Source organism: Akkermansiaceae bacterium, assembly GCA_024233115.1.
GTDB lineage: Bacteria > Verrucomicrobiota > Verrucomicrobiia > Verrucomicrobiales > Akkermansiaceae > Oceaniferula.
Genome location: JACKQB010000002.1, coordinates 496,132 through 516,985 on the forward strand (window position 1 = coordinate 496,132; position 20,854 = coordinate 516,985).

The window sequence follows — 20,854 nt, forward strand, 5'->3', positions numbered from 1 at the left end:
CTGTCATGTCCGACTACCAACATCTCGAAGACGCCCTCTCTGGTTTTACCGATGCCCGGGCGGTGATTAAGGCGGATGGGGATTCCTTGTTTTCGCTGCAGTACAAGGGCAGCAAGTTTGATTTCTATCGCTTTGTGAATCGCTACCGGATGGCGAGGCAGTTTCGCGGTGTGGTGTTGGAGGGGTTTGATACGCCTACCGAGGATGGCTACTCGGCCTTGACCCGGGTGTTCCTTGTCTGGTCGGTCTTCGAGCGTTACACCGAACTTGCCGGCGACTCACCACCCTACAAACAGCTTCTTTCCCTGGTTCCCAAACTGGAGTTCAACAAACTGGCTGATCACATCGAATGCCACGACCGCGAGCACAAACTTTACGATTTCCTCCACGGGCAGTCGCTCGAACATAATCATCACTACCTGGAGCGCTATCGCAATGGGGACAGGCGGGGTATTGTTTTCTATGCTGCGGCCATCCGCCACATCTACGTCCACGGCCACCTCACCGCCCACCCTAACGGCTGCCATGCCGATGACATCAAGTCCATCTGTGACAGCCTCTCGGATTTCCTCCTCATCCTGATGCAGCGCGACTTCTCACGCCGACTGGCAATTGCTTTGGCAAGGAAGTGACCGGCCACAAAAAAAGCCCTCCTGGTGGAGGGTTTTTTTGAAAATGGAGCCGCTTGTCGGATTCGAACCGACGACCTACTGATTACAAATCAGTTGCTCTACCAACTGAGCTAAAGCGGCGTCTACTGTTTATTCTATTGATGGGGGAACCCCCGCAAGGGCTTACCCCGAAAGCGGGGTCACTATTTCCATTTTAGACCCCGTTGCAAGGATTTTTTGACCTCCTTTGACAAATTAATTCACTTGGATTAAGTCTCCGGAAGTCCTAATGAGTAGCCATGATTATTGGCATACCTTCTGAAATCAAAGCCCAAGAGCACCGCGTGTCCATGATTCCTTCATCCGTCGGTGAGCTGACACGACGGGGGCACCGCGTATTGGTCCAAAAAGGGGCTGGAGTCGGCGCCAGCTACCCGGACGAACTCTACTCAGCGCTCGGAGCCGTCATGGTTGATCGTGCGGAAACCATTTTTGCGGACAGTGAGCTGATTGTCAAAGTCAAGGAGCCCCAGGCCCAGGAGGTGGCGATGCTGAATGAACAACACACGCTGTTTACCTACCTCCACCTTGCGGCAGACAAGCACCTGACAGAGACCCTCACCGCCACGGGCTGCACCGCCATTGCTTACGAAACAATCGAGGTCAACAAGCGGCTCCCCTTGCTCGAACCGATGAGTGAGATTGCTGGTCGTATGTCATCGATTGTGGGAGCTTACCAGCTGGCCAAGCACAATGGAGGTCGCGGCACGCTCCTAGGCGGTGTTCCCGGCGTGGCGCCTGGCAGGGTGGTGGTGATCGGCGGTGGCACTGCGGGGGTGAATGCGGCACGCGTCGCCACGGGAATTGGTGCCGATGTAAGTATTCTGGAAGTGGACTTCGAGCGGATGCGCTTTCTCGATATCACCATGGAGGGCACGCACACGATCTATTCCAACGAGGCGAATCTAGCAGAACTGTTACCACGTGTCGACCTGGTGATTGGTGCCGTCCTGGTTCCCGGTGCAGCTGCGCCTAAATTGATCACACGTGAGATGTTGAAAATCATGCAGCCGGGCTCGGTATTTGTCGACATCGCGGTCGACCAGGGTGGTTGTGCTGAAACGACCCGACCGACGACCCATGACGACCCGACATATTATGAGGAGGAGGTCCTGCACTACTGCGTGGCCAACATGCCGGGTGCCTATGCCCGCACATCCACCCAGGCACTCAACAACTGCACCCAGAAGTGGACGATGATGATTGCTGAAAACGGAGTGTCCAAGGCCTGCGAGATACAGAGAGACCTGATAGGCGGTATTAACTGCATGAAAGGCAAACTCACCTGTCGGCCTGTGGGTGAGGCACATGGCATTGAGGTTGTTGACCCGCTCAGCTTGCTGTAGGGGCCGATGGGCTGGCACGGTTTCCCAGGCACAGGGAGTGGCAGAGGAACACCGTGCCACCAAAAAGCACCAGTGCCCCGAACTGGTGCAAGACCCCGAGTAATACCGGCACGTGAAACAGCAGGGTAAACACCCCGAGGGTGAATTGGATCAAGACCGCCAGCAGGATAAAATCGAAGCCGTTCCGTTGTCTGGCCGACAGCACCGAGTTACGGGATTTCCACCAGAGCAGAACCACGGCTATCAGAACCAGATACGCCGTCATCCGGTGGCAAAACTGGATTGCCACGCCGTTCATCAAAAAGTGATACCCCATGCCCGGGGGAACCCAGTGCTCACCCATTTTAGGGAAGGTGTTAAACATATAGCCGGCTTTCAAACCGGCCACCATGGCACCCAGCGCGACTTGCAGCATCACCAGCGCCATCAAGGCCACGGAAATGCGCCATAGCTTCCCTCCCCCTTTGTCACCAGGTTGCGCTTTTGGAAACCGATCCGTTTTAAACTGCAACCCTTGCCATAAGGTTGCGCCGAAGAGCAGGAATGCCAGGGTAAGGTGGGCGGTTAGTCGGAAATGGCTCACCTCCGGATGTTTTACCAGACCGCTTTTGACCATGTACCACCCAAGTACACCCTGGGCACCTCCTAACAAAAACAAGAGAAGTAGTTTCATACCCTGTTTTTTTGTGATGCGCCGACGGACTACAAAATACAGACAAGGAAACAAAAAAACGAAGCCGACCGTGCGTCCTATCAAGCGGTGGACGTACTCCCACCAAAAAATCGACTTGAACTCAGACATGGTCATCCCCGCATTCACCAATTGGTACTCGGGCGACTTCTTATACTGGTCAAAAACCTCACCCCACTGGCCCTCGTTCAGTGGAGGGACGGTGCCCATGACCAGGTTCCACTCCGTGATCGACAAGCCTGAGCCTGTCAACCGGGTTGCTCCGCCGATGACCACCATCAGGGCGATCATGGCGGTGCAGACAAACAACCACGTTGCTACGGCCTGCTGGTTTTCTGTTTTGCCTCCTGACATGCGGATTCTCATACACCGATTTTCAGAAACGTTAAACCAAAACACCCGCAAATCTCGATCGGCCTGCCCTGCCCGGATGATCTGAGTTTCTACTTTAGTATTTCCCCAAACCTACTAGCGTGTCGTCCTCATGGCCTCCCAAGCATCCAACGTCCGCCGCGCCGCCGTCTCCGCCCTCAGGGCGTGGGCCAAGGGACACACGTATATGGACTCCCTGATCGAACGACATGCGGCAAAAAACGGCCTCAGCCGTCAGGACCGCGCCCTGCTGCAATCGATTGTTTCCTGCGTATTACGGAACCGTCGTCTGCTCGACCACTGGATCAACAAACTGCGCAAAGGAAAGCTCGACCATGAAACGCGCGATATCCTGCGTGTCGGTATCAGCCAGCTGCTGCTCCTGGGGGTCGCCGACCACGCTGCGGTGAATGAAACCGTCAACTGTGGCAAAGCATCGGTGCGCGGACTGATCAATGCCGTGTTACGCCAGGCCATCGACCGGCGCGGTCGGCTCGTTGGCACCATGGACGAACTCTCCCCCCCGATCCTCTATTCCCATCCCGACTGGCTTTGGAACCGGTGGCGAAAAGCCTTTGGCAAGAAAAACGCCCTCGCATTACTTGCCTGGAACAACCTGCCGGCAAGGACCTATGCCCGGATCAACCCGCTCAGGGAAGGGGCGCTCGCCACGGTTTGCCAGTATGAAAACGCCACAGCTGTCGATGGCCTCGACGGCTATTATGAAATCGAGGGGCCACCGCCGAGCGAGTGGATGCGGGACGGCCTGGTCTACATCCAGGACCCGGCGACGCGCCATTGCGTGGACCTGCTGGCGCCACAACCCGGCGAACAGGTTCTCGACGCCTGTGCCGCACCCGGTGGAAAAACCGCGCTGATCGCCGCGATGATGCATCACGATGGCGGGATCCTCTGCACGGACAGCAACGAAAAACGCCTGCCCCGGCTTGAGGAAAACCTAGCCAACCTCGGGATCACCAATGCCAGTGTGCAGGCACACGACTGGACCAAACCAGCCCCCGGAGCGTGGCACGGCAGGTTCGACGCCATCCTGCTGGACGTACCGTGCTCCAACACCGGGGTGATGCGCCGTCGGCTTGACTCCCGCTGGCGACTGCGGGCCGAGGACATCGAGGCACTCACCTCGATCCAGGCAAAAATCCTCATCAACGCCCTGCCCTGTATCAAACCAGGCGGGAGGATTGTTTATTCCACCTGCTCGATCGAGGCGGAAGAAAACCACGACCTGGTGACCAGCGTGATCGCCGGGCACAGCGGCTGGAAACTGGACGCCGAGCACCAGGCCCTGCCGTACCGTGACCAGACCGACGGTGCCTACGCCGCACGCCTGACCAGGGAAGAGAGACTTGAAGGATAATCTGGACGGCCGCGCAATTCCCCTCTATTTTTTCTCCAAGATGAAATCCTGTCTCAGCCTAATCATTGCCCTACTCATTGTCATAGTCTTCGTCGGGACGGCGGGTTTGCTGTGGTATGGCAGCAGCACAACCGAGTTCAAAAAAGGCCCGGAGGCCGATACGATGGGACGCTAGATCGAGTGGTTGACCATGGCTTCATCGGAACAACAAGCTGCCCGAACAACGGCCAATCCCCGGTCGGCAACGGGGGGGGAACCATCACGCGTCTGCCTTTTCGGGGGGACTTTCGACCCCATCCACCTCGGACATACCCACATTGCACAGGCCGCGGTGCAACAGCTGGGGCTCGACCGGGTGATCTTCCTGCCTTGCAAGCAATCGCCTCATAAACCCGGCCACCAACACGCCAGTGCTAGTGACCGGCTGGCCATGTGCCGACTCGCCACCGCCGGGCTCGGCTGGGCCGAAGTCGATGATTTTGATATCATCGCGCCTGCGCCGTCCTATTCCTGGCGCACCGCCGAAGCGATGGCAGAGCGGTTTCCGAATGCCAGGATGTTCTGGTTGATGGGAACCGACCAGTGGCATGCCTTGCCCAGGTGGGACCGACCCGACCACCTCGCCAGCCTGGTGGAGTTCATTGTTTTCAACCGTGGTGACACCCCCGGTGATTTGCCGGGATACCGGCTTCATGCCATCCCCGGTCACCATCCGGCATCCGCCACCGCCATCCGCGAGAGTGCCCCCGGTGATTTACCCACCGCTTGGCTGGCACCCGAAGTCGCAGACTACATCCGGGCCAACCAGCTCTATCACCAAAAAACCAAAACCATACCCGATTGATCACTCCGCAGCTGTGTGATTGACCTTTTTCAAAAATCACGCTTACATTGTCGCGCAATCATGATTATTGTCGTGTTTCGCTCCTGAGACGCACAGCTCTCCCCGACTTTGCCAACCACTTCGCCAACCACTTCGCCAACCACTTTGCCAACAACCATCCGCCCATCCATGAAACACAGCATCACCACCCTCCTTCTCGCCCTGGCTCTCCACTTCACGCTGGCACCCCAATCGTTCGCCCAGGATGAGACTGACAAAACAGATCCCGGCCAGGAACCCATCGTGGGGGTATGGCGGGACTTCATGAACCTGCCCAAGCAGCAGCGTGAGGACTATGGCCAGAAGCTCATCAAGGTGCAGAACCTGTTCAACCAAAAGCGGATTTTTGATGCCCTGGAAAAAATCGACGAACTCGACAAGATCTTTAAAGACCACCCGGCGGCGCTGAATATCAAAGGCGCCTGTTACGTTGAAATCCGCGCCTTCGACAAGGCCAACGCTATATTCGAGCAAGTGCTGGCCATTTCCCCTAACAATACCAACGTCCAGTTCAACCTGGCCGAGGTCGATTTTGTCACGAAAAACTGGGAGAAGGCCTATGAACGTTTCAGCAAGCTCATTCCGCTGCTTCCGGCCGAAAACAAAGCCATGATCCGCTTGTGCGAATTCAAACTCCTGCTCTGCCAGCTCAAAACCGACCGGGTCAAGGAGGCGCTCGTGCTCCAGGACAAATATGACGCCTGGGACGACTCCCCGTTTTACTACTACTCACGCGCGGCGATCCTCTATCATCACGACGACAAGTTAGAGGCTGAAAAAATGTTGCGCAATGCCCGCTTTGTCTGGCAAAACGACGCGGCCCTGGCTGCGTGGCAAGACACGCTGATTGAGTTCGGCTACATCCGTAGTTTCTACGGCGGCGATGCCGGCGAGGAGGAATAAAGGAGGAATAAGTTGCCAAAGGGCAACCACCACTGCCGCTGTGACCGCCGCCTAGCCTAACGGGTAATCGGTCACCTGCTCAAACTTGATGCCGTATGTCGCGGCGATTTCCGGTGCAGCCGACTCCCTATAGACGTCCCGGTAATAGATTTCCTGGATGCCGTAGGCGCAGAGCGTCTGCATGCAAGCCGTGCACGGCATGGTGGTGGAGGCGATGATCTTCACCTCACCGCGTTTAAAGAGACTGCACAGGTTCACCTCCGCGTGGAGCATGAACTTCTGCCGATCATCACGGTTGTCCCAGAAGCCCTCGGGGGCGTCGAAGCCCGGTGCCAGGCCATTGTAGGCCGTGCCCACCACCCGGTTGTCAAAGTCCAGGGCGGCGGCTCCCACTTTGCGGTATGGGTCCTCCGACCGCAGACTGGCGACGTGGGCCAGAGCCATCGCATACTCGGGAATACTGATGCGCGAGCCTGTCTTCATCGGCACGGGGTCCATGCGGTCATTGTCCATGGACAAAATCGAACACAGAGGGCATTGTCTTGTCGAGAGATAAGAACATGGAAAAAGGGAAACGTAAGCTGTTTAGCCGAAGAAACTTCATCGCCACAGGTGCCCTGGGTGCCGTTGGCTCCTACACATACGCCCGATATATCGAGCCGAACCGGCTGACGGTCACCCAAAAGGAGATTCGGGTCCCGCATCTTCCGGCTGCCCTGGACGGATTGATCGTCGCCCAGCTCACGGATTTTCATTATGAGCCCGACCGGCAACACGGGTTGATCCAAGAGGCGGTCGAGGCCACCAATGCCGCCGAACCCGACATCATCGCGCTGACAGGCGATTTCATCACGGGCTCGCAGACTGTTTTTGATCCGCTGATGGCAACACTCTCCGGACTCAAGGCCAAACACGGCATCTACACCATCCTCGGCAACCACGATGGCTGGCATGGGAGCATACACGGATTTCAAAGCGGTTTCAGGAAATCAGGTTTCGAGTTTCTCGTCAACCAAGGCACCCGGATTAACATCAAGGGCGAGAACCTCTATATCATCGGCACAGACTCCGTGTGGTCGGGTCATGTGGATGCCCCCGCCTGCTACCGGGGGTATCACAAGGCAGCCAATGAGCCTGTGCTCGCACTGGTGCACGAGCCGGATGTCTTCGACACGCTGACCGATTTGTTTCCCGTGAGTTTGCAACTATCGGGGCACACGCATGGCGGACAATGCCGCGTTCCACTCATCGGATACGCACCGGTGAAAGTCAGGTTCGGAAGGAACTACATCTACGGCGAATACGCCAAGGGGGACTCGAGAATTTTTGTCAGTCGGGGGCTGGGAACCGTCGGTATCCCGGTGCGTTTCGCCTGCCCTCCCGAGATTGCCATTCTCACCTTGAGGGCTTGAATCCGGGAGCTACCCAAAAGCGGTAAGGAAGGCCACCTCCAAGGCCAGTTGCTCCTGGACATTGGTTTCAAGGTTTGCCCGGAGGCTTTCCATACCATCCATCCGGCGTAACAGATCACTCAGCTCATGCGCTGCGGCGACCCGCGCGGTGGTATCTTTTTCAGAGGGAAAATCCAGTTGATCCACTGCGCACTTCTGGCGAACCACATCCCCCATCCAGGAGATCAGGACTTCGAGTAACTTTTCACGCTCGTTCAGATACTCGGACTCGGTGTGGGCGAGGTAGAATTTCTCCCTGTCCTTCAGCCACGCATCGCTGTCGGTGGTGTTTTTGTATTTTTTACTCTCCTCCTTCAGGGCCAGGTCATTGAGCTTGGCGATCTCGGCCCGGCGCTTGGCCAGAATACCACTGAATGCAGCTCTCAGCGTCAATGCCGCCGAAATATTCCCAATCCCCTGACGGGCCATCGATGCCAGTGCCGACAACAAGGCGTCCTGCCCCACGCTGGTAATACGCTGACCGGCTGACACCATCAGCGGCAGGCGCACACAGCGGGACAAAATCGTAGGCAGCAGCAATTCCGGGGCATCGCTGACAAGCAGCAGCAAACAATTGCCCGGCGGCTCTTCCAAGGTTTTCAGAAAAGCATTCTCAGCCCCCTCGCCCATGCGGTCGGCGTGTAACACCACACCGACCTTCCATTTTCCGGGAGCCGATGCGACATGGAATGATTTTTCCAGCGCCCGCATGTCGTCGACGAGGATCCGGCGTGATTTTGACCGGGGTCTGACGATCCGGACCAACGCGCCTTCGAGTTCATCCAGGGATTTCTCCTCTGGCGCCGCTGTCTCGCCAAACAGATTTGCCCCCGCCCCGGCATCAGCCGGTGGATTGACCAGGGAGATGATTCTGGCCGCCAGGGCCGATTTCCCACTGCCCGCTTCCCCGGTAATGAGAAAGGCATGCGCCAACCGTCCCTTCTGGTGGGCTGATTCAATTAAGTTGAAGGCTTTTTCCGCTGTATAGGCCATGCGCGCCCATCCTGCCAAGCCTGTCGATTTGGGCAATCTGAAAAACGTGTCAGTTGCCCGGAAAATGAAACAAGATCACCCATCTGCGACGATATTATTGGACAACGGGCGAATTAACGATAATTTCCCGATCCTAATTCTGCGTTAGCGCAGCCAAACCATTATGAAAAAGACACTACTCGCCGGCCTCGCCCTGGCTATGACAGCATCCCTTAGCTCCGCCAGCGGAGATGAGTGGATGACCGACTTCGAAGCCGCCAAGAAAAAGGCCGCTGCGGAAAACAAAGACCTCCTGGTTGACTTCACCGGTTCCGACTGGTGTGGCTGGTGTATCAAGCTCGTGGACGAGGTATTCAAGCACGATGCCTTCAAAACCGGCGTCGCCGACAAATTTGTACTCGTTGAACTCGATTTCCCGCGTGACAAATCCAAACTCAGTGAAGCTACACAGATGCAGAATGCCGAGCTTCAGAAGAAGTATGACGTAAAGGGTTTCCCTACCATCCTCTTGCTCGATTCAAAAGGCCTGCCATTTGCCCAGACCGGATATCAGGCAGGTGGACCGGAAAAATACCTGGCTCACCTCGACGAGCTTCGCGCAAAACGTATTAAGCGCGATGAGTCACTTGCAGCCGCCGAGAAACTTGAGGGTGTGGAAAAAGCCAAGGCTCTGGTTGCCGCGCTCAAGGAACTCCCCGAGACTCAGCTCAGCCACTACACGGATATCACTGGACAGATCGCCGCACTCGATCCTAACGACGAAACCGGGTTTGTTGCCGCTCAGAAGCGCAAGGAAGCCGAAGCCAACCTTGAAAAAGAAGTGATGGCCGCCATGCGCTCCGGCAATACCGACGATGCGATTGCTAAAATCGACAAATTCATCGCCGACTATAAAGTCGAGGGTGAAGAGAAACAAGGTCTGCTTGGTATGAAGATGAATCCACTGATGGCTGCCAAGAAATTTGACGAAGCGGCCAAGGTCATCGACGAGCTGATTGCCGCAGCCCCTGAAAGCAAGGCTGCCAAGTTTGCAGAAAGCTTCAAGCCACGCCTCCAGAAGATGAAGGAAGCGGCTTCCCAACCCAAGGAGGACAAGCCCAACCCACCCCATGGTGAGCCCGGCCACGTGCATGAGGAGGAGTAATCCCCGCCGTCCAAGCTTCACCAGCTAACCATTGCTTTCCTAGGCGCGTCGGATCTCCGGCGCGCCTATTTTTTTTGCGCCTGCACCAATTTCTCCAATGCCGCTCTCATCTCATCGACATCAAACCCCCAGGGACCTTTGCCGCCACGATAAACAATCGTACCGTTTGGAGATAAAATAAACAAGCGGTCAGGGTGTCCGTGAAAAGCCGTGGCAACAGAATTGTTCATATCGTCGAGTAGGACCGGGATTGTTAAATTCAATGAAGCCCCGCAGCTGGTTGCCGCCTTCTTCCGGTCTTCGATCGTTTTGTGTTGTGGGATTTCCACATGCCTCGCCGGCCTGGTGCCATCGCTGGCATGCGCTTCCTTGGTATACACCCACAGAAAATCAGCTTGTTTACCCCATGTTTCATACACTTTCTGCAAGCTCCCGGCTTGCCTCGAAAACGGGCCTCATGTGTGTGAGCCAAAGACAAGCACTGTTAGTTTTTTGGGTTTATTGAATGCAACCCATTTCCCATCGCTCTGCCCTTTGGCTGACACTTTCGGGATTGGGTCACCTATGGCAGGAGCACTATCGACCATCCCCCTCCCCCGTCGATCCTGGGCGGCTAGCATCATCGAGGAAATTAGCAGTAGTGTGGGGACGATTAACCGGATCATACCTGATCCAACCGTCATGCAGTAAAAAAGTTGCAGTCCAGCTACACCATTTGCACAATCGCCTCCGCAAAACGGGCCGAGGTTCCCAGTGCGGGAGCAACCCGAAGTTCATAATTGCCGAGCCTGTGGGTGCGTGTATGCACACCGTCGCCCTCAATCCCTAACATCCATGGGATATCCCATTCCCCGTGTTGCCCGTCGGACAGAAGAAATGGCACGACGACCACACGTGGCTGCGTGACTATGGTTTTCCAATCCACGACCAAGGGTGCCTCATCCAACCACAAGTCGGCAATCTGGGCATAGTCGGTCCGGGAAACAAGTGCATCCAGATGTCCTAAAAGGCTTTGTTTGGAATTTTTGTTTTTGGTGGATCCATGACCAATCACGAGCAAGGTCACCTCACGTTGATCCCAGCAGCCTAACACATCAGCGGCAGCATCTCGAATCAGCTCCTGCATCATCGGGTTGACACCAACCGGTTTGCAGTAGCGCATATTCCCTTGGCGCGAGTCGAGCCTGAGTAAATCCGGTATCACCTGTTGGGTAAAATACCCTTCAGCAAGAAAATCAGGAATGATCGTAATGTTTTCATCCTTGATCCCATCCAGGGCATCACGAATCAGCGGCTCCTCTTTAAGAAAGGCGCAATGCACTTCTGAAAACACCCCACGTTTCCGGATCAGGTCCGCGTGCATCCTGACGGATTGAGACGAGTGTGGATGCTTCGACGAGCCGTGACCCAGCAGTAGCAAGCTTGTGTTTTTTGCACTCACACCCCGAAGCTAGCATTAAATCTGGAAGTCACCAGCACCGGAGTCGAGGTGGAGGCCGCATTCGTATTTTTCACCACCGAAGCGTGAGCGCTCTGCGGACTCACCGTCGGCGACAGGTGAAGTGGAATGCCAGTCGCCCATGGTCTTGTATCCCTTAGCTTCCAGAGGGTGTTTGGGCAGATTGTTATCGTGGTAATATGCGGCAACCTGCGCATCGGCCCAGTCGAGGATGGGATATACCTTAAGCGTTTTTTTCTGCTGTTCTGCAAAGGCACGGTTGGCTCGGGTGCTTGAATGGGAGCGGCGTAGACCGCTGATCCAAATATCCGCACCCAGCTCTTGCAGGGCCCGATTCATCGGCTCGACTTTATTGATCAGACCGTAGCTGGCATTCCCCTTCTCACCTTGCTCCCAGAGTTTTCCGTAAAGCGCCTCTTGGCGTGCAGCGGACAGCTTGGGTTGGTAAACCTGAACATCGAGACCGAGTTGTTCGATCAACTGCTCGGCATACTGATAGGTCTCGGCAAAAAGGTAACCTGTATCAAGCCACACCACGGGGATTTTCGGTGCGTGTTGACTCACAAGATGCAGCATGACGGCCGCTTGCAGGCCAAAGCTACTGCTGAGGACGAGTCGTGAGCCAAATTGCTCATGTAGCCAGGCAATACGCTCGGGTGCGGTCATACCTTCGAAGGCGGCATTTACTTTATCGACGTCTGACATGGTTCGTGTTTCTAAAGCTACGGATTGAGACATGATTGATAGGTTATTGGTTATATCTACCGCTGATTACGCTGATTTTTGACTGAGCTAGGCTAGTGAATTCAGAGGATATGAAATCAGTATAGAATCCGTGTAATCCGCGGCTTCATTTTTTATTTCGTTCTAAACGTTGGCGTGGAAGTTATTTCCAGCGGTGGTCGCCTTGACATAACCTGCACGGATGACGAAGTCGCCGAAGTGCTCGCCCTCGTTGCGCCGTTTGGCATAGTCCTTGATGATGGGAGCCAGCAGCTCCTTGATATCGTCACCGCGAACCGATTCCCTATACAGCTTGCTGAGTCGCTGACCGTGGAAGCCGGCACCAAGGTAGACGTTGTATTTGCCCGGCCCTTTGCCAACGAATCCGATCTCACCGAGGTAAGGTCGACCGCACCCGTTCGGACAGCCGGTCATACGGATGGTGATCGCATCGTGGCGCAAACCAGCCTCTTCCAACACCTCTTCCAGCCCGGTAATCACATCGGGCAGGTAGCGCTCGGCTTCCGCGAGCGCGAGACCGCATGTCGGCAGTGCTACGCAGGCGATGGAATTCAGCCTCAGCGCACTGCGCTCATGGCTTTTGAGAATGTTATATTTTTCTAACAACGCCTCGATTTCCGGTTTGTTGGCATCGGAGATATTCGCGATAATCACGTTCTGGTTCGCGGTCATCCGGAACTCACCGTCGTGGATTTTGGCAATCTCGCGCAGTCCGGTTTTGGTCGGGAAAGCGGGACTATCCACCACCCTGCCGCCGGGGATAAACAGGTTGAGGTGGTGCATCCCTTTGTCGTCTGTGGTCCAGCCAAAGCGGTCGCCGTTTGTTTCAAACACAAACTCGCGGGCAGGCTCTAACGAGTATCCGAGGTATTCCTCCAGCTTCTTTTGGAAACCGTCAGCGCTCATACGTTCTACGGTGTATTTGAGCCGGGCAAATTTCCGGTCGCTCCGATCGCCGAAGTCGCGTTGGACGAGCATGACTTTTTCCGCGACATCCACGGCTTTCTCAGGCGAGATAAATCCGATCACATCGGCGAGCCGGGGGAAGGTTTCTGTCTGGCCGTGGGTCATGCCCATACCGCCACCGACGGCGACGTTGTAGCCGGCGATTTGATTGTCCTCGATGATAGCGATAAACGACAGGCAATGCGCGTAGAGGTCGACGTCGTTGGAGGGAGGGATGGCGACGGTGATTTTGAATTTACGCGGCAGGTAGGTCTTGCCGTAAAGCGGCTCGATCAACTCCTCGCTGGAGACGACTTTTTCCTCATCGAGGAAAATCTCATGGTAGGCGCGGGTGCGCGGCATGAGGTGATCGCTGAGCCGGTGTGAAAAATCGACCACTTCCGAGTGCAACGAACTCAGGTGCGGGTTTGCGTTGCAGATGACGTTGCGGTTGACATCACCACAGGCGGCGATGGTATCCAGAGCCGCGGCATTCATCTCCTGGATGGTCCGCTTCAGGTTGTTTTTGATCACACCGTGAAGCTGCCAGGTTTGGCGTGTGGTAATCTTCAGCGTGCCATTGGCATAGTCATCGGCCAGCGAATCCATGGCGAGCCACTGTGCGGGGGTGGAGACACCGCCGGGCAGGCGCACCCGGATGAGGAAGCTGTAGGCTTTCTCCAGCTTCTTTTTTCGACGGTCTTTACGGACGTCGCGGTCGTCCTGCAAATACATGCCATGGAACTTGCTCAGCTGTTGGCTGTCGGGGGAAATGGCACCGGTGCTGACATCGGCGATCTCCTCAGCGAGGGTGCCCCGGAGATAGTTGCTGTTCAGCTTCAACGGCTCGTTCGCCGATAGTTTCTTTTCTTTGCTCATGATCTTTATCTCGATTCTGGCTCACCAGAGCCACATTTTCTCCTATTGACTAATAACCGATAACTAATAACTACTAACTACTAATAAACATCCCGCTGGTAGCGTTTGTCCTTTTTCAGTTTAGCCACATAGGCTTCGGCATCTTCGGCCGACATAGCGCCCTCACTGGCAACAATGTCGAGAAGTGCCGCGTGCACCCCCTTCGCCATGTGCGAGGCGTTGCCACAGACGTAGAAGTGGGCGCCTTTTTCCAACCACTGCCAGAGTTCTGCCGCCCGCTCTTTCATCCTGTCCTGCACGTAGATCTTTTCCGGTTGATCACGGGAGAAGGCCAGGTCGATACGGGTCAGGTCGCCACTTTTCAAATACTCCTGCCACTCAAGCTGATAGAGGAAATCCTCGTTGTAATGCTGGTCACCAAAAAACAGCCAGCTGTCCCCCTTGGCACCGGTGGCTGCGCGATCCTGCACAAACGCACGGAACGGCGCTATACCGGTTCCAGGACCAACCATAATGATCGGGGTATCACCGTTTTCAGGAAGGCGGAAATTCTTGTTCTCATGGATGTAAACTGAAACCCTGGAACCCTTCGGCGCATTTTCAGCGAGGAAGGTCGAGGCAACACCCTTGCGTGCTTTGTCATGGGTTTCGTAGCGCACCACCGCTACTGTTAGATGCACGCTGTTGGGATGGGCGTTGAGACTGGATGCAATCGAATAGAGCCGCAATGGCAACTTCCTAAGGATATCCACCAACTGCTGTGCCTCCAGCTCCCTGGCGGGGTATTCCTCAAGCAGATCAATGATCTGACGACCATGTGTCCACTCCTTGTAAGCCTGCTTGGAATCGTCCGACAACAGATTGGCCAGCTCTTCAGAACCGCTGAGTTCCAGCCAGCCCGTGGCCACCTTGCGGGTCAGCCCGGTGATGTCGAGGTCGGAGGCCAGGGCCGTTGCAAGAGGGATGCGACCAATACCTTTCAGCTCTACTTCGCCAGCGCCATCAAGCCCGGTCGCCTTCAGAATGGAGGCGACGACATCATCCGCATTACGGGGAAGCACGGCAAGCACGTCGCCGGGTTGGTAATCGAATCCCGAGCCTTCAAGCGAGAGCTCGAGATGGTGGGTTTCTTTTCCCGAGCGATCACCGCTCAGCAGTTGGTTTTCGAGGACTTCCGAGGGGAACGGGTTCTTTTTGTCGTAGACCTGTTGGGCTGCGGGGGTAACGGCGGCAGGTGTCGACGATGGAGCTGCCGATGGAGTCGCCTTACCCAGCTTTGCCCAGACGTCCTTGTTCCAGGCTGCGAATGGTTCTTCAAAATCGACATCGCAGTCGACCCGCTCGGCGACGCGCACGGCACCCAGTTTTTCCAAGCGGGCATCGATATCCTTGCCTGTCTGGCAAAACTGGTCGTAGCTCGTATCCCCGAGGGCACAGACGGAGAACTCGACACCAGCCAGGGAAATATCCGTGGCCATGAGCTCGTTATAAAACCCCTCGGCGGCTTCAGGTGGTTCGCCATCACCCCATGTGCTGACCACAACCAGCAAGCTGCCGGCATCCTTCAGATCGGCCAGTTTGGCGTCGGCCATGTTGAGGACACTTGGCTTGAAACCGTTCTGCCTGGCGGTTTTGAAAACCTGCTCGGCGAGTTCCTCGCAATTACCTGACTCGGTGCCGTAAAGCACGGTGAGCTTCTTACTCGCAGCGGGTGCTGCCGCTTGGGTGTCACGGCTTGGGCCAGCAGCCAGGAATCCACTGATCCAGGCACGTTGTTCCGAGTTCAAGGTGCTGAGAACGGCTCCGAGCTGCTTTTTCTGCACATCGTCAAGCGGTGCGTGGTCGGGGAAATGGATCATCTTTATTCCTTAGTTTGTTTATAAGGTTACTATTTCTGCGGGCACAAAGATGACTTGGATTCGGGTAGTTGCAAGAGAAAACACAAGGGATGGGTGATTTTTTTAAGTGTCTGGTTGAAAACCTGCGCACACCTGTTAGTTTAAAACCATGTCAGATCAAAACAAACAAAATGTCGTGGAAGCCCTTCGTCAAGTAGTTGCAGACAGTTACGCCCTTATGGGGCAGACCCACCTCTGCCACTGGAACGTCCGCGGCCCGGGTTTTTTCGCCCTGCACACAGCCTTCGAGGAACAATACACCGAGCTCTTCAGTGCCATCGATGAAATTGCCGAGCGAATTCGTGCCCTGGGTGCCCTCGCCCCCGGCGGACTCGGCAATCTGGCCGGCATGTCAGGCATGGAGGAACTCGAGGAGGACGCCAGTGCCAACGACATGGTCAAGCACCTGGCCGACGCCAACCGGAAAGTGGTCAAGAGCCTTGCACGTTGTCGCGAGATCGCCGGCGACGCGGGTGACTCCCAAAGCGAGGATCTTTGCATCGCAAGAATGCAAGTCCACGAGAAAACCCTCTGGATGCTGAACAGCTACCTTGACTAGAAAACGCCTTTTTCCAGGTGGCATGCTGAAGAGCTGCTGGATACAACTTGCGTAACTTGATTTGCGCAAGTCGTCTCCTCGTGTTTCCTTGGGAATTGAGGACCCTGCGAGGCTGGGGGTTTTCGAGGCTGGGGTTTTTCCAATTTACTCGCCACGACGGCAATCATGGCGTGGACAGGGTGGGCCTCGCTCCCTAGCTCAGCGTCTCGACGATGGCTTTGACCAGGCCTTCGATGTTATGGTCTTTGGCTTCCACCACCTTATTGTAACCCAGCTCATTGAGCTTGGCGGTGGTGACGGGGCCGATGCTGGCCGCTTTACAGCCATCAGGCCAATCCAGGCCGAGGTCATTGAAGTACTTGGCTGTGGAGGAGCTGGTGAAGGTCACCAGGTCGGCACCGCCATCGGTTAGGCGTTCCGCGGCACCCGTGGGGTCGTCTTTTTCTGGCTCAATTCTGTAAGCGATACACTCGTCGACGATGGCATGCAGTTCGGTGAGTCCGTCGCTGAGGACTGGGCGGGCGTTTTCAGGTCGCACCCAGAGGATGGTCTGGCTATCGACATCGTAGTCGTTTTTAAACGCTTCCAACAAGCCTTCGGCAATATGGCGGTCTGGCACGAGATCGACGGCAAAGCGGTAGCTCTCGATGGCCTTTTGCGTGCCTGGTCCCACGGCAGCAATCCTGACGCCGCCGATGCTGCGGGCATCCTTGTAGGTGGCGAAAAAGGCGTCAAAAAAGCGGCGCACACCATTGGTGCTACTGAAGATCAACCAGTCGTAGGTGTGTGCGTTGGCCACTGCGCTGGCAAACTCCATCCTGTCCTCCGGGTCACAGATTTTCAGAACAGGCAGCTCGATGACGTCAGCGCCCAGGTCACTGAGTCGGTTGACGAGTTCGGGGGCTTGTTCCTGGCTGCGGGTGACCACAATGCGTTTCCCCTTGAGCGGGCGGTTTTCGTACCATTTGATATTTTCCATTTCTTTGATGATGTTGCCGATGACACCCACGGCGGGTGCCTTGAAGTGTTCTTTTTCGGCGATGTCGGCGATGGTTGCCAGAGTGCCGGTGATGGTTTTTTGCCGGCCCGTGGTTGCCCAGCGGGTAAGCGCGATCGGTGTGATGGGATCAGCCCCGTTTTCTATAAAATTGTTAGTAATCTCACGCAGACGGGATACCCCCATGAGAAACACCTTGGTTCCGGGTGCCTTGGCCAGCTGCGCGTAGTCGACGTCGTTCGCCTTCTTATTAATTGATTCGTGACCAGAAAAAACCGTGAGTTGTGAGCCGTAGTCGCGATGTGTTAGTGGGATACCCGCGTAGACCGGGCCGGCGAAGGCGGATGAAATCCCGGGAACGATTTCAAATTTCAGTCCGGCAGCCGCTAAAACCGCAGCCTCTTCGCCACCACGACCAAAAATCATTGGATCGCCGCCCTTGAGCCTGACCACAACCTTTCCTTCACTGACTTTTCCCACGAGCAGAGCATTGATTCCGTCCTGGGGGAGTTTGTGATTCGCGGCGCGTTTGCCGACATCGATTTTCTCGCAGTCGGGTTTTGCCCAAGTCAGCAACTCGGCACTGCTGAGGGCATCGTAGACCAGCACATCGGCGGCTTCAATCCACTTGCGCGCTTTCAGAGTGACCAGACCAGGGTCTCCGGGACCGGCTCCTACCAGATAACAAATTCCACTCATGCCAATGTCTTGAATAACTCACCAGCCACCTGCTCGGGTTCGGTCGCCTTGCCGCTCGCACATGCCTCGGTGGGTTCGGCATCGGAGGCCTCGTCGAAAACCCGGCCTGCCATGTGTAATGTATCGCCGTCGATCCAGGACCTCACGCCGACGGGAGTATGGCAGCCACCATCCAGCAAACGAAGGAACTCACGCTCGGCACGCAACAGCAGCATCGACTCCCGGTGGGTGATCGCTTCGATGCAGGCCAGTGCGTCCGCATCATCCTTCCTGATCTCAAAGCCAACAATCCCCTGCCCTGCTGCGGGCAGAAACACATCGGGGGCCAGGGCAACGGCGTGCAACCCACCGTCCAGTCCGGAGTCGAGGTCATAGCCAAGCCTAACAAGACCAGCCTCGGCCAACATGATGGCGTCGAGCCCGTCATTATCGCGGAGTTTTTGCAAACGGGTGGGGACGTTGCCACGGATATCTACCAGTTTGATGTCGGGCCTGAGCCACCGCAGTTGTCGTTGTCGCCGCACACTGCTGGTGGCGACAGTAGCACCTGCGGGTAGGGCTTCCAGGCTATCAGCATTCGAACAAACCAGCACGTCCGACGCAGGAGCCCGCTCGAGCGCGCCCGCAATTGCAAAGTGACTGGCGAGCACGGTCGGCACGTCCTTCATACTGTGGACAGCGAGATCGATTTCGCCGTTTTCCAATGCCGTCTCAAGTTCCTTGGTAAACACCCCCTTATCCAACACACCTTCGGATTTTGCCACCTGGGAAAGCGGCACATCGGTGCGCCGGTCACCGGTCGTGGTAATGACCTTGCGGACGATTTCCCGGTCTGGAAAAGCAAGACGCAGCGCGGCCTCCGTCATCTCCGCTTGGGCCAGTGCCAATGCACTGCCACGTGTTCCTACAATAAGTGGTTTCATGATATGATTAAATTTCCTCGGCAATCATTTGCTCACAGATCCGGACCTGTTGGGCGCGGGACTCCCTGGCTTCGTTTGCCAGTTGTTGTAGTTTATCAATATCGTAAAGATAAACTTCCTCGATTTTACCCGCCTCGGATTCAATGTCACGCGGCACGGCAATATCGATCAAAAACAGCGGTCGGTATTTCCTCTTTCGTCGGACCGATTCGATCTGAGCAGCCCGCAAAACAGGCTCGGGAGCACCGGTGGAGGAAACAACCACATCCGCCTTGATAAGAGCCTCTTCCCACGCATCAAATGGCACCGCACTGCCATTGAGTTCGGCGGCGAGAGCCTCGGCGCGCTCCAGCGACCGGTTGGTTACCGTTAGTTCGCTGGCTCCGCGCGACATCATACTCTGGGCGACCAAGCGGCTGGTTTCGCCCGCCCCGATCACCATCACGCGGCTGCCCTTGAGGTTGCCAAAAATTTTCTCTGCCAGATCGACAGCCACATTTCCCACAGACGTCGCGCCCATCTGGATACGCGTATGGGTCCGGATTTTCTTGCCAACGGCAAACGACTTCTGAAACAGCTTGTTAAGCACCCCTTTGGTCGCCCCGGATTCCAGTGCTTGTTTGTAGGCCTGTTTGACTTGTCCAAAAATTTCCGTCTCCCCTAACACCATGGAATCGAGACCACATACCAGGGAAAACAGATGCCGTTTCGCATCATCTCCACACTTCTGGTAGAGGTGCTTCATTTCCTCCTTGGCACGCCCCTCCGCAAGGTGGTTGCGCAGGATTTCTAGGCCCATCGTCCGGTCTTCAGCCGCGATGTAGATCTCCATCCGGTTACAGGTGGAAAGCACCACGCTTTCAGCAATCGTGCTCAACCCGGTCAGCTCTTTGGCACGAGCACCCAGCTTCTCGGCAGGCACAGCAAAATGCTCCCTCACCTCGACGGGTGCGGTATCGTGATTCAATCCCATGCATATCAACTCCATCTATTTTAACAGCGGAAAAATCATCAGTGAAATAACAAACAACGCGACGGCTGCCATGGCCAGCTTCCCCGGCGGCATACCTCGCTTCCACTCGATCCCTACAAGTATGCCATAAGCCACCCACAGCCCGAGTGCCAGATACAAGTGTTTACCCAGGCCCTCGGGTTTTTCCATAATCAAACCAAAAACCAGCCCCATGGTCAGCAAGCCAAGGCCCAGGATCAGGAGCCGCCGGACAATTGAGCTCAACTCACGCGCAGGAGGGAGGTTGCGGAACAAGCCCGTACTCATGGATGCCTCCTTGAGTTGTCGATTCAGTATCAGAAACATGACTCCCGAGACAGCAGCCAGACCCAAGGCCCCGTAAGCCAGGACGGAAAAGGCAGCGTGCCCCTCACGCCATCCATCAACGACATCGGCGTGCTCCGGGTTTCCTTCCAGCATGCCGGGCACCAGCGCCACCGTCAGTAAGAAACACACCAAAGGAGCGGTGAACACACCGAGTAATGACAAGCGGTACACCGATCCCACTGCCATGTAGAACAAGGTCAGCGACCACGCCGAAAAGATCAGGATCTCACCGGTGTCACCCAGTGGACAGCTGCCACGCATCTCGCTGCGCATACCAAGCACCGCCAGTTGGGCCAGAAACGAGAACAGCATCCACACCACCGTCCATCGCGATCTGATCCCGCGGTGCACATAAAGCCCCCCCTGCAGTGCCGCAACAACTGCAAGAATCAAGGCCACAATGAGAATTCCAATGTCCATGGCGGCCCGTCTCATGCACAGGTCAGTGGGGAATTTCAAGCCGATATGTCATCGATTGTCATGCACCTCCGCTTTCCCTGCCCGGACTCATCCATGGCGGCAAATGGGCGGCGTGCCTTATTTAGCATCAATTTTGCGTAATCATCCTCATATCCTATCC

20 protein-coding genes and 1 tRNA gene are annotated in these 20,854 nt (G+C 55.9%); 8 read left to right on the forward strand and 13 right to left on the reverse strand.

The features are described from left to right. Positions 1 to 5 precede the first annotated feature (5 nt). Positions 6 to 632 carry a hypothetical protein gene (locus H7A51_06235; GenBank protein MCP5535819.1) on the forward strand — a complete coding sequence of 209 codons (627 nt, stop codon included), beginning with the start codon at positions 6 to 8 and terminating at the stop codon, positions 630 to 632. Between the two features lie 44 nt (positions 633 to 676). Here H7A51_06235 and H7A51_06240 read toward each other — a convergent pair. Further along, a tRNA-Thr gene (locus tag H7A51_06240) sits at positions 677 to 752 on the reverse strand. A gap of 158 nt (positions 753 to 910) precedes the next feature. Here H7A51_06240 and ald point away from each other — a divergent pair. Then, a complete protein-coding gene (ald, locus tag H7A51_06245) occupies positions 911 to 2,017 on the forward strand; it encodes an alanine dehydrogenase (GenBank protein MCP5535820.1) in 1,107 nt (368 codons plus the stop codon). On the opposite strand, the gene H7A51_06250 is transcribed toward ald, so the two are convergent. Further along, positions 2,004 to 3,074 (reverse strand): COX15/CtaA family protein, encoded by a 1,071-nt coding sequence (locus tag H7A51_06250; GenBank protein MCP5535821.1) that lies wholly within the window; start codon positions 3,072 to 3,074, stop codon positions 2,004 to 2,006. The two genes, ald and H7A51_06250, sit on opposite strands and share 14 nt — an antisense overlap. A gap of 118 nt (positions 3,075 to 3,192) precedes the next feature. On the opposite strand from H7A51_06250, the gene H7A51_06255 reads away from it, so the two are divergent. The 3 genes from H7A51_06255 to H7A51_06265 all read left to right on the forward strand — a co-directional run bounded on the left by H7A51_06255 (position 3,193) and on the right by H7A51_06265 (position 6,244). Next, positions 3,193 to 4,458, forward strand: a complete 1,266-nt coding sequence (locus tag H7A51_06255; protein ID MCP5535822.1) for a methyltransferase domain-containing protein — start codon at positions 3,193 to 3,195, stop codon at positions 4,456 to 4,458. Positions 4,459 to 4,648: 190 nt separating this feature from the next. Next, positions 4,649 to 5,302: a nicotinate (nicotinamide) nucleotide adenylyltransferase gene (gene nadD, locus H7A51_06260; GenBank protein MCP5535823.1), complete on the forward strand. Its 654-nt coding sequence runs from the start codon at positions 4,649 to 4,651 to the stop codon at positions 5,300 to 5,302. A gap of 168 nt (positions 5,303 to 5,470) precedes the next feature. Next, on the forward strand, positions 5,471 to 6,244 hold the full coding sequence (locus tag H7A51_06265; GenBank protein ID MCP5535824.1) for a tetratricopeptide repeat protein: 774 nt from the start codon (positions 5,471 to 5,473) through the stop codon (positions 6,242 to 6,244). A 51-nt stretch (positions 6,245 to 6,295) separates the two neighbouring features. On the opposite strand, the gene H7A51_06270 is transcribed toward H7A51_06265, so the two are convergent. Beyond that, the gene (locus tag H7A51_06270; protein ID MCP5535825.1) at positions 6,296 to 6,688 is read right to left on the reverse strand and encodes a deoxycytidylate deaminase; all 393 of its coding nucleotides are present in this window, start codon (positions 6,686 to 6,688) and stop codon (positions 6,296 to 6,298) included. A gap of 116 nt (positions 6,689 to 6,804) precedes the next feature. Between H7A51_06270 and H7A51_06275 the strand changes: the two genes are divergently transcribed. Continuing rightward, positions 6,805 to 7,656, forward strand: a complete 852-nt coding sequence (locus tag H7A51_06275) for a metallophosphoesterase (protein MCP5535826.1) — start codon at positions 6,805 to 6,807, stop codon at positions 7,654 to 7,656. Between the two features lie 9 nt (positions 7,657 to 7,665). Here the strand turns inward: H7A51_06275 and H7A51_06280 are convergent, their stop codons facing one another. Further along, positions 7,666 to 8,724: a hypothetical protein gene (locus H7A51_06280; GenBank protein MCP5535827.1), complete on the reverse strand. Its 1,059-nt coding sequence runs from the start codon at positions 8,722 to 8,724 to the stop codon at positions 7,666 to 7,668. Between the two features lie 127 nt (positions 8,725 to 8,851). Here H7A51_06280 and H7A51_06285 point away from each other — a divergent pair, with 127 nt between their 5' ends. Next, on the forward strand, positions 8,852 to 9,832 hold the full coding sequence (locus H7A51_06285; GenBank protein ID MCP5535828.1) for a thioredoxin family protein: 981 nt from the start codon (positions 8,852 to 8,854) through the stop codon (positions 9,830 to 9,832). A gap of 65 nt (positions 9,833 to 9,897) precedes the next feature. On the opposite strand, the gene H7A51_06290 is transcribed toward H7A51_06285, so the two are convergent. The 5 genes from H7A51_06290 to H7A51_06310 all read right to left on the reverse strand — a co-directional run bounded on the left by H7A51_06290 (position 9,898) and on the right by H7A51_06310 (position 15,718). Continuing rightward, positions 9,898 to 10,260, reverse strand: a complete 363-nt coding sequence (locus H7A51_06290; GenBank protein MCP5535829.1) for a hypothetical protein — start codon at positions 10,258 to 10,260, stop codon at positions 9,898 to 9,900. 278 nt (positions 10,261 to 10,538) lie between these two features. Further along, positions 10,539 to 11,273, reverse strand: coding sequence for a hypothetical protein (locus tag H7A51_06295; GenBank protein ID MCP5535830.1), 735 nt, complete (start codon positions 11,271 to 11,273; stop codon positions 10,539 to 10,541). A gap of 15 nt (positions 11,274 to 11,288) precedes the next feature. Further along, a complete protein-coding gene (locus H7A51_06300) occupies positions 11,289 to 12,029 on the reverse strand; it encodes a phosphoadenylyl-sulfate reductase (GenBank protein MCP5535831.1) in 741 nt (246 codons plus the stop codon). A gap of 129 nt (positions 12,030 to 12,158) precedes the next feature. Beyond that, positions 12,159 to 13,859, reverse strand: coding sequence for an NADPH-dependent assimilatory sulfite reductase hemoprotein subunit (locus H7A51_06305; GenBank protein MCP5535832.1), 1,701 nt, complete (start codon positions 13,857 to 13,859; stop codon positions 12,159 to 12,161). An 80-nt stretch (positions 13,860 to 13,939) separates the two neighbouring features. Further along, positions 13,940 to 15,718: an assimilatory sulfite reductase (NADPH) flavoprotein subunit gene (locus H7A51_06310; protein MCP5535833.1), complete on the reverse strand. Its 1,779-nt coding sequence runs from the start codon at positions 15,716 to 15,718 to the stop codon at positions 13,940 to 13,942. Between the two features lie 148 nt (positions 15,719 to 15,866). Between H7A51_06310 and H7A51_06315 the strand changes: the two genes are divergently transcribed. Then, a complete protein-coding gene (locus H7A51_06315; protein ID MCP5535834.1) occupies positions 15,867 to 16,316 on the forward strand; it encodes a DNA starvation/stationary phase protection protein in 450 nt (149 codons plus the stop codon). 193 nt (positions 16,317 to 16,509) lie between these two features. Here the strand turns inward: H7A51_06315 and cobA are convergent, their stop codons facing one another. From cobA to ccsA, 4 genes are read right to left on the reverse strand one after another with little or no spacing between them, the layout of a single operon-like run. After that, positions 16,510 to 18,012 (reverse strand): uroporphyrinogen-III C-methyltransferase, encoded by a 1,503-nt coding sequence (gene cobA / locus H7A51_06320; protein ID MCP5535835.1) that lies wholly within the window; start codon positions 18,010 to 18,012, stop codon positions 16,510 to 16,512. Next, complete coding sequence (gene hemC, locus H7A51_06325; GenBank protein MCP5535836.1) at positions 18,009 to 18,935, reverse strand: hydroxymethylbilane synthase; 927 nt, start codon at positions 18,933 to 18,935, stop codon at positions 18,009 to 18,011. The genes cobA and hemC overlap by 4 nt, the downstream gene beginning before the upstream one ends. Before the next feature lie 7 nt (positions 18,936 to 18,942). Further along, positions 18,943 to 19,923, reverse strand: a complete 981-nt coding sequence (locus H7A51_06330; GenBank protein ID MCP5535837.1) for a glutamyl-tRNA reductase — start codon at positions 19,921 to 19,923, stop codon at positions 18,943 to 18,945. Beyond that, complete coding sequence (ccsA, locus tag H7A51_06335; GenBank protein ID MCP5535838.1) at positions 19,924 to 20,733, reverse strand: cytochrome c biogenesis protein CcsA; 810 nt, start codon at positions 20,731 to 20,733, stop codon at positions 19,924 to 19,926. Positions 20,734 to 20,854: the final 121 nt, after the last annotated feature.

Coding starts and splice junctions, on each gene's coding strand:
- H7A51_06315 (MCP5535834.1), top strand. CDS start 15,867: ATGTCAGATCAAAACAAACAAAATGTCGTGGAAGCCCTTCGTCAAGTA.
- H7A51_06255 (MCP5535822.1), top strand. CDS start 3,193: ATGGCCTCCCAAGCATCCAACGTCCGCCGCGCCGCCGTCTCCGCCCTC.
- H7A51_06300 (MCP5535831.1), bottom strand. CDS start 12,029: ATGTCTCAATCCGTAGCTTTAGAAACACGAACCATGTCAGACGTCGAT.
- H7A51_06235 (MCP5535819.1), top strand. CDS start 6: ATGTCCGACTACCAACATCTCGAAGACGCCCTCTCTGGTTTTACCGAT.
- H7A51_06305 (MCP5535832.1), bottom strand. CDS start 13,859: ATGAGCAAAGAAAAGAAACTATCGGCGAACGAGCCGTTGAAGCTGAAC.
- H7A51_06285 (MCP5535828.1), top strand. CDS start 8,852: ATGAAAAAGACACTACTCGCCGGCCTCGCCCTGGCTATGACAGCATCC.
- cobA (MCP5535835.1), bottom strand. CDS start 18,012: ATGAGTGGAATTTGTTATCTGGTAGGAGCCGGTCCCGGAGACCCTGGT.
- H7A51_06310 (MCP5535833.1), bottom strand. CDS start 15,718: ATGATCCATTTCCCCGACCACGCACCGCTTGACGATGTGCAGAAAAAG.
- H7A51_06250 (MCP5535821.1), bottom strand. CDS start 3,074: ATGAGAATCCGCATGTCAGGAGGCAAAACAGAAAACCAGCAGGCCGTA.
- ald (MCP5535820.1), top strand. CDS start 911: ATGATTATTGGCATACCTTCTGAAATCAAAGCCCAAGAGCACCGCGTG.
- hemC (MCP5535836.1), bottom strand. CDS start 18,935: ATGAAACCACTTATTGTAGGAACACGTGGCAGTGCATTGGCACTGGCC.
- H7A51_06265 (MCP5535824.1), top strand. CDS start 5,471: ATGAAACACAGCATCACCACCCTCCTTCTCGCCCTGGCTCTCCACTTC.
- H7A51_06270 (MCP5535825.1), bottom strand. CDS start 6,688: ATGGCTCTGGCCCACGTCGCCAGTCTGCGGTCGGAGGACCCATACCGC.
- H7A51_06275 (MCP5535826.1), top strand. CDS start 6,805: ATGGAAAAAGGGAAACGTAAGCTGTTTAGCCGAAGAAACTTCATCGCC.
- H7A51_06330 (MCP5535837.1), bottom strand. CDS start 19,923: ATGGAGTTGATATGCATGGGATTGAATCACGATACCGCACCCGTCGAG.
- nadD (MCP5535823.1), top strand. CDS start 4,649: ATGGCTTCATCGGAACAACAAGCTGCCCGAACAACGGCCAATCCCCGG.